The sequence below is a fragment of the Asticcacaulis sp. genome, from assembly GCF_051956075.1.
GTDB lineage: Bacteria > Pseudomonadota > Alphaproteobacteria > Caulobacterales > Caulobacteraceae > Asticcacaulis.
Map to the genome: position 1 here is coordinate 1 of NZ_JBQCGA010000012.1, position 15,002 is coordinate 15,002.

Sequence of the window (15,002 nt, forward strand, 5' to 3'; positions counted from 1 at the left end):
ATAGTCGCCCGACGGCGCGATGGCGATCCTGGTGTGCGATCCCGCCCAGGTGAGCATCTGCGGCTTCTGGCCCGCAATGCGCGCGAACCAGACCGCCACGCCGTTATAGGTGGCGCAATAGAGCTTGCGGCCCTTGGGATCGAAGGCGAGGTCCGAGACGCTGTGCGCATGCTCGAAAAGCTTGATGTCCTTGGTTTTCAGGTCCAGCACGCTGACCTTTTTCGCCGCCGCCCAGGCGATGGACTGGCCTTCGACCGACGCCGCGATGGCGTCGATCCACGCGCCCTTTTGCGCCGCCAGTTCGACCGGGCCGGTCTCCTGCGTCGTCCACACCACGCGCCCGTCATCGCCGCCAGTGACGACGCCAAGGCCCGTCGGATGCACGACCGCGCTCAGGATTCCGGCGTTCGGATGGGCGTCGAATTCAGCGTCGGCGTCGGGGAAGACGACTCTCCCGTCGCCAAGCGCGATCATGGGCGCGTCAAGCGCGTCGAACAGGGCGGCGACCACGTAGGAGTCGAAGTTTTTAGAATAGGCGAAGGTCATCAGGCGCGCTTACACCGGATCAGCCGAATTTGCCAGCCTGATAGTCGGCATAGGCCTGCATGATTTCCTCGCGCGTGTTCATCACGAACGGACCGTGCGCGACGATCGGCTCATTGATCGGCGCGGCGTGGCCGAACAGCACAAGCGCGTTGTTGGTCGCCTCGATATCGATCAGGTCGCCTTCGCCAAATTCGACCAGCTTCCAGCGCGGCGCATCGACGCCATTGACCGCCACATCGCCGCGCGCCACGTAGAAAAACACGTCGCGGCCCGCCAGACTGTCAAACCGAATGCGCCCGCCGGGTTTCATCTCCAGCCAGCTCATAACCACGCCGGTGAGCGACTCAACCGGCCCGCTCTGGCCCTGCCAGTCGCCCGACACCAGATGCAGGGCGCATTTGCCGTCGTCAATGACCGGGATGTCGTCCGCCTGTACGCCGGTATAGCGCGGCGGCGTCATTTTCAGCCGAGCGGGCAGATTGACCCAGAGCTGCAGGATTTCCAGCGGCCCGCCGCTCTCTTTAAAGGCGTCCGGCGAAATCTCGGCGTGGACCAGACCAGAACCGGCGGTCATCCACTGCACGCCGCCCGCGCGGATAATGCTTTCATGTCCGGCGGAATCGCGGTGCGCCAGCTCGCCTTCAAGGATGAAGGTCACGGTCTCGAAGCCGCGATGCGGATGCGGCCCGAACGGCAGCCCCCTGTTGTGCGGCGCATAGACCTGCGGGCCGTGATGGTTGAGGAACAGAAACGCGCCCAGATGCCCCAGACGCGCATTGGGCAGGGGGCGGCGCGTGACCAGATCGCCGATATCGTCGCGATAGGCGTCGTGCAGGGTCAGGACGGGCTTGGAGACGTACATGCCCTCCATGTAGGCCCTTATGGCGAACAAACAAGGTCATGAATCCGCCCTGATGACGTGGTTTCGTTCAGCCGCCATTCAGCTTGCGCGGATCATAACCGCAGCATGGCATTTCGGAGTTTTCTGTCATGATCGCGCGTATCGCTCTCACCGCCGCCCTCGCCGCCGCCACGCTTGCGCCGGCTGCTATGGCGCAGGACTATAACGACCCCAATTACGGCTATCCGCATCCTTACGCAGACGCGCGCGACGCCTATGCGCAGGGCCGCGCCGATCAGGCGCGCCAGGATGACCGTTATCAGGACGACCGCTACCGCGACGATGATTATGATCGTGGCTATGCGCCGCCGCCCTCGAATGCGCACTATGACGGCTACTGCTATGCCCGTAAGGATCAGGCCTCGGCCACCGGCCTGATTGCGGGCGCAGCCATCGGCGGCGCCATCGGCAATGGCGCGTCGAACCGCTGGGATCGCGGCGGCAATACGATTGCGGGCGCGCTGGTGGGCGCCATGCTGGGCTCGGCGGTCGGGCGCTCCAGCGTCGATTGCTATGACGGAACCTATTACGCCTATGACAGCGGCTATTACGCGCCGCCGCCGCCGCCGTCGGGCTATACGGTCGTCTATTTCAACAGCCGCCCGTCCTATGGCTATCGCTATGTCTATCGCGAGCATTATCGCCCGTGGGGTTACGGCTACCATCACCGCTGGTAGGGTGCTAAAGACGGCGGCATGACCGCCTTACCGCCGGACGCCCTCTCGACCGCCTTTTTCTGGCTCGACTACGCCGCCGTCGCCGTGTTCGCCGCGTCGGGCGCGCTGGCGGCGGCGCGCCTGCGTCAGGACGTGATCACCTTCATCTTCTTCGCCGCCATCACCGGGGTCGGCGGCGGCACGCTGCGCGACCTGCTGATCGGCGCGCCGGTCTTCTGGGTGCATCGGCCCGGCTATATTATGGTGTGCGTGGCGACGGCGGTGCTGGTCTGGTTGCTGGGCGGGCAGGGCTGGCGCTTTCGCGCGCTGCTCTGGCTCGACGCGCTGGGTCTGGCCGCCTATGCGGTGGTGGGAACGGCCAAGGCGCTCAGTCTCGGCGTTCCGGCCTTTTCGGCCATGATCATGGGCGTCCTGACCACCACCTTCGGCGGGATCATCCGCGACGTGCTGGCGGGCGAGCCGAACCTTCTCTTAAGGCGGGAAATCTACGTCACCGCCGCCATGCTGGGCGCAGGCGTTTTTGCCGGGCTTAAACTGCTGGGCGTCGCCTTCTGGCCCGCCGCCCTGATCGCCTTCGCCCTGGCCCTTGCGCTGCGCGCTGCGGCCATCCATTTCAAGCTCAGCCTGCCCGCCTTCCTCGGTGCGCAGAAGATCACGCCCAAAGGAGACGTGCGATGAAATACATTGTCGAAAGCGCCAAAAGCGTCGATCAGGCCGTGGCCGCCCTGCACGAGGCCGTCCCCGTCCACGGTTTCGGGATTCTGCATATCCACAACCTCAAGGAAACCATGGCGAAGAAGGGCGTCGCCTTCGATCACGACTGCCAGATCCTCGATGTCTGCAATCCCGGCAAGGCCAAGGCGGTGCTGAGCGAGGACATGGCGATGAGCCTCGTCCTGCCGTGCAGGATTTCGGTCTATGAGGAGGGCGGCAAGACCCATATCGGCATGGTGCGCCCGTCGGCCCTGCTGGGCGTGATGAGCGATTCCCCGGCCATGGCCAGCGTCGCCGCCGAGGTCGAGGCGACCCTGATCGCGATTATCAATGCGGCGGCGTAGATGAGCGGCCTTTGAACGCCTGAAACGCCTGCTCCGCGACCTCCCAGTCTTCGGGCGTGTCGATATCGACCACTTCGGTGCGCGGCAGGATGACGGCGGTTCCGGCCTCGGAAAAGGCGTCCACGCCTGACATCCAGGCTTCGGTCAGCCCCCAGTAGAATTGCGCCGCGTCATGATAGGCGGGCGGCAGATCCTGCGAGCGCGTCGCCCTGTGTTCGGGCCAGAACATCTCAACCCCGCCGGTTTCGGTCAGCCGGATGGCGCGCTGAATGGGAAAGGCGTAGGAGGTGGCGGAAAAGGCAAAGGCCTTGCCGCGCGTTTGCAAGGCCTGCCAGCCTTCGCGCAGACGCTCCGGCGTCAAAAACGGCGCCGTGGCGTAGATGCAGCAGCAGGCCTCATACCGCTCCCCATTCTGCATCAGCCAGTCCAGCGCGCTGCACACCACAGCGCCAGTTCCGGTATGATCGTCGGCCAGGCTGGGCGGGCGCATAAAGGGCACGTCCGCGCCAAAATCGCGCGCCACGCCAGCGATCTCCTCATCGTCGGTCGAGACGATGACGCGGTCGAACAGGCCGCTTTGCAGCGCCGCCTGAATGGACCAGGCGATCATGGGCTGGCCATGAAACGGCTTGATATTCTTGCGCGGTATGCGCTTCGAGCCGCCGCGCGCGGGGATGACAGCCACGCGCCTCATCGCAGGAACAACCGGTTGCAATAGCGGTCATAGCCGCCGGGATTGTCCATGACCGGATGACGCGGCGCGAGCGAAGACGGATAGAGATTATATTCGACCGCCAGCAAAAGGCGCGGCTGATCGACAGGGAGTTGCTCCTTGTGAAAGCCGTACACGTCTTCGAGGAACCACGTCCCCGCCGGGGCGGTGATGCTAACGATGCTGTCCGCGCCAAAGGTGTCAATAATGGCGGCGTCCGTTTGCGCCTTGCCGATGTCGAGACGCGGATCGACGTGTGAGCCGCGCACGAATGCGTGCGGCCCTGAGGTTTCGGTCACATCGGTCAGATACCAGAAGGCCTTGACGTTGCGGGCGCAGTCGAAATCGCGGTGAAAGCGCTGCACGCCCTTGGGGGTTTCGCGACCCGGAAAGCGCCAGGCGCAGCCGATATTGTCGATGACCGGCTTGGCGCCCAGATAAAGCTCGGCGGTTTCAAGCAGCAATCTGTCATTCATCAGGTCGAGCAGGTGCGGGGCGCGCAGCACCTGTTCATAGGTGAAATAGCCGATATTGCTATCATCCGAGGCGGGCCTGTCCCACATGAACTGCCCCAGATGCGGGCGGTAGCGGTCGTGACACGGCTCGGTTTTGAAATAAGCCACGAGATCGTTGAGCACATGGGCGGGCAGGGGCGGCTGCGGCGCGGTGATGCCGTCGCGGCGCAGTTGCGCATCGAGATCGCGCGCCCGATCGGACGGCGTGAAATCGCGCGTGTGCGGCTTGATGACGCGCAAGGCTTTCGCGACGGTCTCGCGTCCCTTCAGGTCCAGCACCGGCAGCAGGTCATAGGCGATATGCCGCCGGTCGTCATACGCCCGCGCCAGAAAGCGCGACCCGTTGGGAATGCGCGTCTTCAGCCGCTCGCTGAAGCTCGTCATGCGTCAAAGACCGACCAGGGCGGCCAGATCGTTGAGCGTTTTGGCCTCTTTCAGTTTTTCGCCATCGACGATCTGATCGAGATCGCTATCGACCATGGCGACGAACGAGATCACCGACAAGGAGTCCCAGTTGCCGACATCTTCGATGCGCTCCTCGCCGGTCAGGCCAGCCGGATCGGCTTCGAGAATCTCGGCGACAGCGGCGAAAAAGGCGGGCTTGTCCATAGAACGCTCCTCGTGTGCGAAACTTTGCCGCCAGCAAGCGCCGATTCCGTCAATATTCCCTTAAAACCTTGCTGCCAGCCTGCTCCGTTCAGGGGCCGAATCGCTCCATAATCTGTACGGCGTAAAGACGGGACGAACGACATGACCGAAGCCAGGATCAGCGGCGTGGCCGTAAGGGGCATCAGGGCCTGCGTCCCCGCCCTGACGCGCGATCTGGCCGAGGAGGGACTGATCCCCGACGCGGCCGAACGCGAGCGGCTGATCAAGTCGATCGGGGTGCGTTCACGCCATATCGCCCGTCCCGACATGATGACCTCCGACCTGTGCCAAAAGGCCGCGGACGGCCTGCTCGACGAGCTGGGCTGGGCGCGCGATTCTATCGACGTGCTGATCATGGTGACGCAGAGCGCCGACTATGTGATCCCGGCGACCGCCTGCGCCTTGCAGGACCGGCTGGGCCTGGGCTCGTGCCTGGCCTTCGACATCAATCTCGGCTGTTCGGGCTATGCTTACGGCCTGTGGACGGCGGCGTCGCTGATGAAGACGTTAAGCGTGGCCGGGCGTCCGGCGCGCGCCCTGGTGCTGGCGGGCGATGTCTCAACCTCCAAGCTGCTGGAAGGCGACCGCGCGACGGTTCCGCTGTTCGGCGACGCCGGGTCCGCAACCGCACTGGAGCTTGATCCGAACACGGACAATTGGTTCGGCGTCTTTGGCACGGACGGCTCCGGCGCGCCGCATATCATGGTCGAGGCGGGCGCACTCAAACACCCGCTTTTGCCGCCGAAAGAGCCGCATCCGCCGGAAAAGGCGGACGATCTCTACCGCAAGGCGCGGCTGCATCTGAACGGGACCGAGGTGTTCAACTTCACGCTCAAGGCCGTCCCGCCGCTGGTCAACGCGATTTTCGACGCGGCGAATGTTACGGTCGATGACATCGACTATGTGCTCCTGCATCAGGCCAATGTCTTCATGCTCAATCACCTGCGCAAAAAAGCGGGCCTGCCCGAAGACAAGGTGCCGATCGCCATGGAAACCTATGGCAACACCTCCTCGGCCTCGATCCCGCTGACCATCGCTGATAAGCTGTCCGACGTGTTCGACCAGCCGCGCGAACTGGTGCTGATGGGTTTCGGCGTCGGCTGGTCGTGGAGCGCGCTCAAGCTGACCATCGGCCCCATGCCCGCCCCGAAAGTTGTCGAGCTGGCGTGATGGAGCTGTCGCATCCCGAATTGCTTGGCCTGATCCCGGCGGATCATTACTGGCGCGAAGACGTGCTGGCGCAGGAGATGGAGCGCGTTTTCGCGCCCTCCTGGCTGTGCATCGGCTTCAGCGAAGACCTGAAAAACCATCAGGATTTCGTCACCGCGCAATTCGGTCCGCACAGCATCGTGGTGCAGAATTTCGACGGCGAACTGAAGGCGTTTCGCAATGTCTGTTCGCACCGTTTTGCGCGCATCCAGAACGAACCGTGTGGCAACCGCGTGCTGCAATGCCCGTATCATGGCTGGACCTATGGGGCGGATGGCCGGCTGATCGGCGTGCCGCTCAACAAACAGAGCTTCGATCTCAATGACGCGGATAAGACGCGGCTGGGCCTGCACACCTACGCCGTCGAGACCGTAGGGCATTTCGTCTTTGTACGGATGAGCGCCAACGGACCGGATTTACGCGGCTTTCTCGGCGGCATCTATGACGACCTCGCCCACGTCTCCAAGGTCTGCCCCGACCGCTTCGAGCGCGCCGCCTATGACTGGGCGGCCAACTGGAAGCTGGGCATGGACAATGCCGCCGAGGGCTATCATGTGCCGCTGGTCCACGCTGACAGTTTCGGCCTGATCCTGTCCATCGACCTGAAGATTTCCCACGATCAGGCGCATACGCGCTACACCGGAAACCTGAAGGAACGCTCGCTGAACTGGTGGCGGCAGGTGGGCAAGGCGGTCGATCTTCAGCCTTCGGAGCTTTATCCCGAATACGGCAACTTCCTGATCTTCCCCAATATCGTTGTCACCTTCTCCTACGGCGCGTTTTTGACTTTTCAGTGGTTCGAGCCGACCGGGCCTGAGACGCTTCGCATCCACACCACCTCATGGCTGGCGAAGAACAATGGCCGGGCGGCGCGTGGCATGGTGATCGACAGCCTGAAGGCCTTTTCCGAGCAGGTCCGCAACGAGGACCGCGACATCTGCGCTATCGCGCAAAAGGGCACGCGCGGTATGGATGGCGAGCGGCGCATGGTTCTCGGCGCGCTCGAAGGCCGCATCGCGCATTTTCAAAAGGCCTATGCGGCGAGGATGGGCTTATGAACTTTAACCCGATGGATCTAACGGGACGGACGATCCTCGTCACCGGCGCGACGTCCGGCATCGGGCGCGCGACGGCGGTCTATCTGTCGAAGCTCGGCGCGCGGGTGATCGCGTCGGGACGCAATCAGGAGCGTCTCGATGCTGTGCTGTCCGAACTCGAAGGCGACAACCATCTGGGCCGTCTGTTCGATCTCGCTGATCTTGACGCCATCGTGCCGTGGCTGAAGTCGCTGTGCGCCGAGGTCGGGCCGCTCAATGGCCTCGCCCACTGCGCAGGCGTGCAGGCGACGCGCCCGATTCAGGCGATCAAATCCGATTTCGTCATGGAGGTACTGACGCAAAATCTCGGCGCGGCTCTGATGCTGGCGCAGGGCTTCCGGCTCAAGGCCTGTCACGGCAGCCCGGCCTCGCTGGTCTATGTCTCGTCCTCGGCGGCGCTGAAGACCGCGCCCGGCAATGTCGTCTATGCCTCGTCCAAGGGCGGCATCGTCTCGGCGGTCAAGGGGCTGGGCGTCGAACTGGTGCGCGACGGCGTGCGCGTCAATGCGGTCGCGCCCGCCATGGTCGATACGCCGATGTCGGATCAGTTCCGCACCCTCCTGTCCGAAGAGAATTTCCAGCGCGTCGTCGCTATGCACCCGCTGGGCCTTGGCCGCCCTGACGATGTGGCGGCGGCCATCGCCTTCCTGCTGGCCGACACCTCGCGCTGGATCACCGGTTCGATCCTGAATGTTGACGGGGGTTTTCTGGCATGAACGCACATGTCAAACCCTCGCGCCGCATCGCCCTGTCGTTGTCGCACGATCACAGCCACGGGCCTCTCGGCTATCTGGAGATGGGCAACCCGGCGGGACCGACCGTGGCGTTCCTGCACGGTTTCGGCGCGGACCTGCTGACCTGGTCGCTGTGCCTGGCCCCTCTGGCGCGCGACTACCGGCTTATCGCGCTCGACCTGCCCGGTCATGGCCGCACCTGCGCCGATGTCGGGGAAGCTACGCTCGACTTCATGACCCAATGGCTTGATGAGGCGCTCGACGTGTTGCGCGTGCGCACGGCGCATCTCGTCGGCCATTCCATGGGCGCCAAGATCGCGCTCGGCTTCGCCCTGTCGCACGGCGAGCGGGTCGAAACCTTAAGTCTGATCTCTCCCGCCGGTCTTGGCGGCGATTTCCACCACGATACCCTGTCGGCTTTTCTCGACGCGAATACGCCTGATGCCGCCGAAGCGCTGGCGCGCCATCTACTCGGCCCGCGCGGCCAGTCGGTGGGACCGGCTCTGACACGCTCACTGCTGGAGGCCAATGGGGATCCGGCGCGCGCAAAGGCGCTGAAAAAGCTGCTCGGTCAGGCGCGCACCTATGGCCTCTCCCTCTCGCCCGAAGGCTTCGACTGGAGCCGCATCCGCTGCCCCGTCAGCATCCAATGGGGCGATCACGACCGCCTGATCCCCCTGCCCGAAGCGCATCGTCTGCCGCCGCACACGCCGATGCAGGTGATCGCAGGCGCGGGCCATCTGCCGCATATGGAGGCCCCAAACGCCGTGGCCACCGTCCTCAAGGATTTTTTACCGTGACCGCTCTTGACCTAATCCGCGCCGAACTGACCCAGATCCTGAGCGACAAGGGCGCCGAAATGGGCGAGATCACGCCCGATACGCCGCTGCTCGACGGGCCGCTCGATATCGACAGCCTTGACCTGGCCACCCTTGTCGTGGCGCTGGAGGAAAAGACCGGCAAGACGCCGTTCGCGGGCGGCTTCGTGCTGTTCCACACCGCCGGGGAACTGGCGGCCCTGTTCGATGCGTAATCTGGCCGCGCCGGGATTCCGCCTGATCGGGACGCAGGGCGAACAAACGCCCGCGCCCGCGCCGGGAAACGGGCCGCACCTGATCAATGTCGCCACGGACGGCGCGGCGGGCCTGATCCGCGCCCTGCTCGGTGACGGCGACGTCTATGTCCTACGCGATGCGTCTGCGCCGCCGGTTATCGAGCCGGGCGAGGGCCGCATCCATCTGCAAACCTCCGGTACGACCGGCGCGCCGAAGTGGCGCGCGCATGAGATCGCCAGACTGACTCAAGGTATGGCCGCCGGTTCCGCGCCCGCGCGCTGGCTTCTGACCTTCAATCCCGGCAGTTTCGCAGGGCTCCAAGTGATCTTATCCGCCCTGATCGGCGGCCATATGCTGATCATCCCGTCTTACGACGCTAGTGTGAGCGAAATGGCCGACCTGGCCGTGCAGCATCAGGCGACGCACATCTCCGGCACGCCGACCTTCTGGCGCGCCTTTCTGATGGCGCTGGGCGACAGGCCGCTTGATCTCAAGGCCGTGACCCTCGGCGGCGAGGCGGCGGATCAGGCCCTACTCGACGCCCTGCGACAACGCTTCCCGGACGCTGGCCTGCGCCATATCTACGCCACCACCGAGGCGGGCCGGGTGCTGACCGTCAGCGATGGGCGCGAGGGGTTTCCCCTGTCCCTGCTGACGGATCGACTGACACTCTCCGAACACGGAACCTTATGCGTCGATGGCCTCGACACCCATGACGTGGTCGAAATCGTCGGCGACCGCGTGCTGTTTCGCGGACGTCTGGATTCGATGGTCAATATCGGCGGGGTCAAGGTCTTTCCCGAAACGGTCGAAGCCTTTATCCTGCAACATCCGGGTGTGCAGGATGTGCGCGTATCCCCGCGTCCCAACCCGATCACCGGCCATGTGCTGACGGCGGACATGGTTCTGAAACCTTTTGCGGATCAGAATGCGGTCAAGGCGCATTTGCAGGGCCTGCCGCGCGCGCAGCGGCCTGTTCTGGTGCGCTTTGTTGAGACCCTGCCCACCGGTCAGACGGGAAAGAAGCTGAGATGACGACTTCCGGCAAATGGCTGATCCTGAGCGGCGTCAGTCGCGGCCTTGGGCTGGCCCTGGCGCGCGACCTGCTGGCGCAGGGCTATGGCGTCGCCGCCTGTTCGACCACGCATAATGACGATCTGGCCGCGCTGGAGGCCGACCATCCCGCGCGCTTTTTGTGGCGCAGCGTCGATATGGCCGCCGCCGCCGCCATCGAAGCCTTTGTGGCCGAGGCCTGCCAACAGCCTCCGGGCGAGCGCCTGTGGGGCGTAATCAACAATGCCGGCATGTCGGTCGAAGGCATCCTCTCCACCCTGCCGGTGCGCGACATCGAACACGTCCTGCAAGTCAATCTGACCGGGGCGATTTGCCTGACGCGCGCGGTCTTACGTCAGATGATGAAGACGCGCAAAAGCGGGCGCGTGATCAATATCTCCTCAATTACGGGCTTACGTGGTTATACCGGTCTGACCGCCTATGCGGCGTCGAAGGCGGGCCTTGACGGTTTCAGCCGCGCCCTGGCGCGTGAGGTCGGGCGGATCGGCATTACCGTCAACGCCATCGCGCCCGGCTATATGAAGACGCAGTTGTCGGAAGGTCTGGACGATGCGCAACTGGCGCAGATCGTGCGCCGCACGCCGCTCAACCGTCTGTGCGAACTGGCCGATGTCGTGCATCTGGCGCGCTTCCTGTTGTCGGAAGACGCCGCCTTCATCACCGGTCAGACTCTCGTCGTCGATGGCGGGCTGACCTCATGACGGCGTGGCGGATGACAGGGCCGGTCCTGCGTGGTCCAATTCTTCGGGGAATCGTCACGGCCATGCCGGAGACGGTGAGCGAAAATGCCGACATGGCCGCCAGCTTCGGCGCGGAGACCATGGCCAAGATCGTCGCCGCCACCGGCATCGAGCGCCGCCCGGTGACGAAAACGCATACGGTCAGCGATCTGGGCGCTGTGGCGGCGGAACGCCTGCTCGACGGTTTGGGGTGGGAGCGCGGTTCCATCGGCCTGCTGATCGTGATCACCCAGACGCCCGACTATCCGCTACCTTCCACCGCCTGCGTGCTGCAAAACCGGCTTGGCCTGCCGGTCAGCGCGGCCGCCTTCGATCTGGCGCTTGGCTGTTCGGGCTATGCCTATGGCCTGTCGGTGGCGTCGTCCATGATGGCGGCGGGCGGAATCCGCCGCGCCCTGATCATCGCGGGCGATATCACCACGCGCATGATTTCGGACAGCAATCGCAGCCTTGCGCCCCTGTTCGGCGATGCGGTGGCGGCGACGGCGCTGGAGCTGGGCGAGGCCGAGATCGCCTTCGATCTGGGTTCGGACGGTTCGGGCGCGCCCTATCTGATCTCCAAGACCGGCGGGCTGGCCGAACCGGGCGCGCCGGAGCTGTTCATGGACGGTACGCAGGTCATGGCCTTTTCGCTCAAGCAGGTCGCGCCGTCCGTCGCGCGCGCGCTTGAGGCGGCGGGACGGACGATTGACGAGATGGACTATGTTGTGCTGCATCAGGCCAACGCCATGATGCTCAGGACGCTCGGCCACAAGATCAAGGCGCGCGACGACCAGATGGTCTATGCGATCCGCGACTATGGCAACACCTCTTCGACCTCGATTCCGCTGGCGCTCAGCGACCATTTCGGCAGGGTTGGGGCGCGTGATGAGGTGAAGCTTTTGCTGTGCGGCTTCGGGGTCGGCTGGTCATGGTCCACGGCGGTGTGGCGCACGCCCTGGCCCGCCGTGCATGAGATCGTAAGGGTTCCATGAGGCTCTTCATCCGCACCGAGGCCTCAAGCGCAATCGGCATGGGCCATTTTATGCGCTGTTTCGCTATTGCCGAAGAGGCGCGCTTGCACGGCCTGCCGGTGACCTTTCTGCTCAACGCGCTCGACGATGTGCGCGAGCGGCTTGAGGCCATCGGCGCGGACGGGGTGGTCCTGCCGCCGCTCGGATCGGGTGAGGATCTGGTGGCCATGAGCGAACTCGGCCTGACACGGCGCGACTGGCTGGTGGTCGATTCCTATGCGGCGGATGAGGCCTATATCGCCGGTTTAAGTCTGATGACGCGGGTGTGCGTGATCGACGATCTCAACTTTCTGCCCGCTTTCGACGGCGAGATGATCGTCAACGCCGCCGAGGCCGCGCCACACATGGACTATGCGCGCAAGACCCGCGCCCAACTGCTGCTGGGGGCGGACTATGCGCTGATCCGTCAGGAGTTTCGTGCCGTGAAACCGTGTCACGGCGAGGTCGTGACCCTGATGTTCGGCGGCTCCGATCCGCAAAACCTGAGCGCTCAGGCGGCGCGCCTGCTGCTGGCCGAAAATCTGAGCGTGCGCATCATCGCCGGTCCCGCCAATCGCCACGCCGCCGCCTTGCAGGCGATGGCGGAGGACGGGTTGGAGGTCATCGTCGCGCCGCCATCGGTCGCCGAAGTCCTGGCCGACAGCAAACTGGTCGTCACCGCGGCCGGCGGCAGCGTCGGCGAGGTCGCGGCCATGGGGCTCGCTGGCCTCGTTCTTGTCGCCTATGACAATCAGGCGGCGGCCCTGTCGGCCTGCCCCTATCCGGTCATCGACGCGCGAAAGGGCCTGCCGGACGATCTCGGCGCGCAGGTCAAGGCCCTGCTGGCCGATGCGGCGGCGTTGCGCGCCAATGCGGAATGCGCGCACGCCATAGTCGATGGCTTGGGTGCGCGCCGCGTTATCGAGGCGATGCGCCATGTATGATTTCCTGTCCTATCGTCCCATCACGGAGGATGACGCAAAGCTGCTGCTCGACTGGCGCACCGCGCCGCATATCGCGCAATATATGCTCACCGAAGTGGCCTACGATCTCGACCGGCAAAAGGCATGGATCGCGCGCTGCAACGCCCGCGACGACTATCAGCACGCGATCATCCGCATCGAAGACGGCGATGTCGGCTATGCCTCGATCACCGTCACCGATCCGCGCAATGGCGTTGGCGAGATCGGCGTCTATATAGGCGACGCCGACGCGCCCAAGGCTTTGACCGCCTATAATTTCGTCGGCACGCTCAACCACGCCTTTTTTACGATGGGGCTGCACAAGCTGGTCAATCACGTCATCGCCTGGAACGACCGCACCGCGCGGGCGCAGGCTTTCAATGGCTATCGCCATGTCGGCGTGTTGAAAGACCATGTGCTCAAGGACGGGGTGCGCCACGATCTGCATATTTTCGAGCAGTCGGCGGCGGAATGGGCGGAATTTCGCAAAAAGTTTCGCGACGACCGTAACTGGTGGGGCAAACCGACAGTATATAGGGGCTAAAAGGAGCTAAAAATGGCTAAATCCGCCCTCGGTTTCGACCTCACCCCACCCACGCCTGAGCAAATCCAGACCCTGGCCGCGCGCCTCGATCCCGAAGCGCGCCGCATCCTGCTCGATCACGGCACCGAGCCGCCCTTCTGCGGCGCGTTCGATGAATATGAGGAAGAAGGGACCTATATCTGCAATCTGTGCGCTCTGCCTCTGTTTTCCTCGCGCGCCAAGTTCCATTCCGGCTCCGGCTGGCCCAGCTTTTATGAAGATCTGGGGGAGGGCCACGTCCGTCGCTTACGCGATGTCTCGCACGGCATGGTGCGCACCGAAATCCGCTGCGGGCGGTGCGATTCGCACCTCGGCCATGTCTTCGAGGACGGGCCGCGTCCGACCGGCCTGCGCTACTGCATGAATTCGGTGGCGATGGATTTCGTGCCCGAAGGCGAAGCCCTGCTGGACCGGCTGGGGCGCGGCGATCCGACCTCTATTTGAGGTAAGGAATCGTCTCCGGCTCTGTCTGAGCCAGCAGGTTGGCGACCATGCGACCGAAGAAGGTCGCGCCGGTGGTCTGGTTCATGTGGGTGTAGTCGAACTTCTGCGGCGCGTCGCCGCTTATCTGCGAGGCGTCGGTGAATTTCGCTGGAACCGAGGTGCCGGTCTTTTCGCTGTCCAGCACGTTCTGCGGGATCGGTTGTCCAGCCAGATAATGGTTGGCGGCGACGTTGCCCATCGCCTGCACCGCGCGCTGGCTTTCGCCGAACAGGTCGATTAGCGGCAGATGATGCTCAATGGCGACATTCTGCATCGAAGCCGCGAACGGCGCCACGCGGTCGGGCAGGAGTTTGTTATCGACAAAGTCGCGCATCGAGATCGGCGTCACCAGCACGAACTCGGCGCCTGCTTTTTGCGCCTCCTGCGCAAAACCCCAGAGATTGGCCGGATATTCCCACAACACGTCGGTGTGGCGCTCCGGTTTGGGCGAGCCGTCATTATGGCCGAACTGCATCAGCACATAGGTTCTGGCGTAAGGGACGCCCGCGGCATTTGTGGTCTTTTTCAGCTCGGCCATGACGCTCTGATCCCAGACGCCATCGACGCGATAGCTTTTGGTGCTGCGCCCGCCGCGTCCGAAATTCAGGCAGGTGACCTCCGGGCTGAATTGCCGACAGAAGGCGTCGCCATAGCCGCTCTTGTGCGCCATGGTCGAGTCGCCCGCCAGAATGATGCGGATCGGCTTGAGGTCTTCGGCGTGCGCAACGCCGGAAACGGCGAGCAGGGCGCTGACGGCGCCAAGGATGAGCGAACGAATGGACATGGACGGGCCTCCTGTTGTGCGCTGGCATAAAGGCCCTGCGCGCCGTCGGGCGCAAGTGAAAATGTCAATTGAGAGCAAAATTGATCAATTTAGAGCATTGCAAAAAGAAACGGCGCCGCCGGTTCAGGCGGCCCCGTTCTGATTTCAGAGCGTCCGCGACCTCTTACGGCTGGACCAAGGCCGGCTTGACGATGGTGTAGAAAAACACCCCAAAGGCGCCGTTTTCGCGCGG

20 protein-coding genes are annotated in these 15,002 nt (G+C 64.0%); 14 read left to right on the top strand and 6 right to left on the bottom strand.

The window, feature by feature from the left end; genetic code table 11:
• On the bottom strand, window positions 1-546 hold a 546-nt coding region (locus tag ACTHLA_RS03290), incomplete at its 3' end, for a WD40 repeat domain-containing protein (RefSeq protein WP_440185439.1).
• A gap of 19 nt (window positions 547-565) precedes the next feature.
• Window positions 566-1,408, bottom strand: coding sequence for a pirin family protein (locus ACTHLA_RS03295; protein WP_440185441.1), 843 nt, complete (start codon window positions 1,406-1,408; stop codon window positions 566-568).
• A gap of 128 nt (window positions 1,409-1,536) precedes the next feature.
• Here ACTHLA_RS03295 and ACTHLA_RS03300 point away from each other — a divergent pair, with 128 nt between their 5' ends.
• Genes ACTHLA_RS03300 through ACTHLA_RS03310 form a run of 3 tightly spaced genes read left to right on the top strand, consistent with a single transcriptional unit; the run spans window position 1,537 to window position 3,182 of the window.
• On the top strand, window positions 1,537-2,124 hold the full coding sequence (locus tag ACTHLA_RS03300; protein ID WP_440185443.1) for a glycine zipper 2TM domain-containing protein: 588 nt from the start codon (window positions 1,537-1,539) through the stop codon (window positions 2,122-2,124).
• Window positions 2,125-2,142: 18 nt separating this feature from the next.
• Entirely contained in the window at window positions 2,143-2,802 is a 660-nt protein-coding gene (locus ACTHLA_RS03305; protein ID WP_440185445.1) for a trimeric intracellular cation channel family protein, read from the top strand.
• Window positions 2,799-3,182 (top strand): DUF302 domain-containing protein, encoded by a 384-nt coding sequence (locus tag ACTHLA_RS03310; RefSeq protein ID WP_440185447.1) that lies wholly within the window; start codon window positions 2,799-2,801, stop codon window positions 3,180-3,182. The genes ACTHLA_RS03305 and ACTHLA_RS03310 overlap by 4 nt, the downstream gene beginning before the upstream one ends.
• On the opposite strand, the gene pseF is transcribed toward ACTHLA_RS03310, so the two are convergent.
• From pseF to ACTHLA_RS03325, 3 genes are read right to left on the bottom strand one after another with little or no spacing between them, the layout of a single operon-like run.
• On the bottom strand, window positions 3,166-3,876 hold the full coding sequence (pseF, locus tag ACTHLA_RS03315; RefSeq protein ID WP_440185449.1) for a pseudaminic acid cytidylyltransferase: 711 nt from the start codon (window positions 3,874-3,876) through the stop codon (window positions 3,166-3,168). The genes ACTHLA_RS03310 and pseF overlap by 17 nt on opposite strands.
• A complete protein-coding gene (locus tag ACTHLA_RS03320) occupies window positions 3,873-4,793 on the bottom strand; it encodes a phytanoyl-CoA dioxygenase (protein WP_440185451.1) in 921 nt (306 codons plus the stop codon). The genes pseF and ACTHLA_RS03320 overlap by 4 nt, the downstream gene beginning before the upstream one ends.
• Window positions 4,794-4,796: 3 nt before the next feature.
• The gene (locus ACTHLA_RS03325; protein ID WP_440185453.1) at window positions 4,797-5,018 is read right to left on the bottom strand and encodes an acyl carrier protein; all 222 of its coding nucleotides are present in this window, start codon (window positions 5,016-5,018) and stop codon (window positions 4,797-4,799) included.
• 141 nt (window positions 5,019-5,159) lie between these two features.
• Between ACTHLA_RS03325 and ACTHLA_RS03330 the strand changes: the two genes are divergently transcribed.
• From ACTHLA_RS03330 to msrB, 11 genes are read left to right on the top strand one after another with little or no spacing between them, the layout of a single operon-like run.
• On the top strand, window positions 5,160-6,227 hold the full coding sequence (locus tag ACTHLA_RS03330) for a ketoacyl-ACP synthase III (RefSeq protein ID WP_440185455.1): 1,068 nt from the start codon (window positions 5,160-5,162) through the stop codon (window positions 6,225-6,227).
• Window positions 6,227-7,324 (top strand): aromatic ring-hydroxylating oxygenase subunit alpha, encoded by a 1,098-nt coding sequence (locus tag ACTHLA_RS03335; protein ID WP_440185457.1) that lies wholly within the window; start codon window positions 6,227-6,229, stop codon window positions 7,322-7,324. The genes ACTHLA_RS03330 and ACTHLA_RS03335 overlap by 1 nt, the downstream gene beginning before the upstream one ends.
• Window positions 7,321-8,079 carry an SDR family NAD(P)-dependent oxidoreductase gene (locus ACTHLA_RS03340; protein ID WP_440185459.1) on the top strand — a complete coding sequence of 253 codons (759 nt, stop codon included), beginning with the start codon at window positions 7,321-7,323 and terminating at the stop codon, window positions 8,077-8,079. Before ACTHLA_RS03335 ends, ACTHLA_RS03340 begins: the two co-directional genes overlap by 4 nt.
• On the top strand, window positions 8,076-8,897 hold the full coding sequence (locus ACTHLA_RS03345) for an alpha/beta fold hydrolase (RefSeq protein ID WP_440185461.1): 822 nt from the start codon (window positions 8,076-8,078) through the stop codon (window positions 8,895-8,897). Before ACTHLA_RS03340 ends, ACTHLA_RS03345 begins: the two co-directional genes overlap by 4 nt.
• Window positions 8,894-9,130, top strand: coding sequence for an acyl carrier protein (locus tag ACTHLA_RS03350; RefSeq protein ID WP_440185463.1), 237 nt, complete (start codon window positions 8,894-8,896; stop codon window positions 9,128-9,130). Before ACTHLA_RS03345 ends, ACTHLA_RS03350 begins: the two co-directional genes overlap by 4 nt.
• Window positions 9,123-10,187, top strand: a complete 1,065-nt coding sequence (locus tag ACTHLA_RS03355; RefSeq protein ID WP_440185465.1) for an AMP-binding protein — start codon at window positions 9,123-9,125, stop codon at window positions 10,185-10,187. The genes ACTHLA_RS03350 and ACTHLA_RS03355 overlap by 8 nt, the downstream gene beginning before the upstream one ends.
• A complete protein-coding gene (locus ACTHLA_RS03360) occupies window positions 10,184-10,927 on the top strand; it encodes an SDR family NAD(P)-dependent oxidoreductase (RefSeq protein ID WP_440185467.1) in 744 nt (247 codons plus the stop codon). The genes ACTHLA_RS03355 and ACTHLA_RS03360 overlap by 4 nt, the downstream gene beginning before the upstream one ends.
• An 11-nt stretch (window positions 10,928-10,938) precedes the next feature.
• Complete coding sequence (locus ACTHLA_RS03365; protein WP_440185469.1) at window positions 10,939-11,940, top strand: ketoacyl-ACP synthase III; 1,002 nt, start codon at window positions 10,939-10,941, stop codon at window positions 11,938-11,940.
• Complete coding sequence (locus ACTHLA_RS03370) at window positions 11,937-12,902, top strand: PseG/SpsG family protein (protein WP_440185471.1); 966 nt, start codon at window positions 11,937-11,939, stop codon at window positions 12,900-12,902. Before ACTHLA_RS03365 ends, ACTHLA_RS03370 begins: the two co-directional genes overlap by 4 nt.
• Window positions 12,895-13,464 carry a GNAT family N-acetyltransferase gene (locus ACTHLA_RS03375; protein ID WP_440185473.1) on the top strand — a complete coding sequence of 190 codons (570 nt, stop codon included), beginning with the start codon at window positions 12,895-12,897 and terminating at the stop codon, window positions 13,462-13,464. Before ACTHLA_RS03370 ends, ACTHLA_RS03375 begins: the two co-directional genes overlap by 8 nt.
• 12 nt (window positions 13,465-13,476) lie before the next feature.
• Window positions 13,477-13,947 (top strand): peptide-methionine (R)-S-oxide reductase MsrB, encoded by a 471-nt coding sequence (msrB, locus tag ACTHLA_RS03380; protein ID WP_440185475.1) that lies wholly within the window; start codon window positions 13,477-13,479, stop codon window positions 13,945-13,947.
• On the opposite strand, the gene ACTHLA_RS03385 is transcribed toward msrB, so the two are convergent.
• A complete protein-coding gene (locus ACTHLA_RS03385) occupies window positions 13,940-14,770 on the bottom strand; it encodes a GDSL family lipase (RefSeq protein WP_440185477.1) in 831 nt (276 codons plus the stop codon). The two genes, msrB and ACTHLA_RS03385, sit on opposite strands and share 8 nt — an antisense overlap.
• Window positions 14,771-15,002 lie beyond the last annotated feature (232 nt).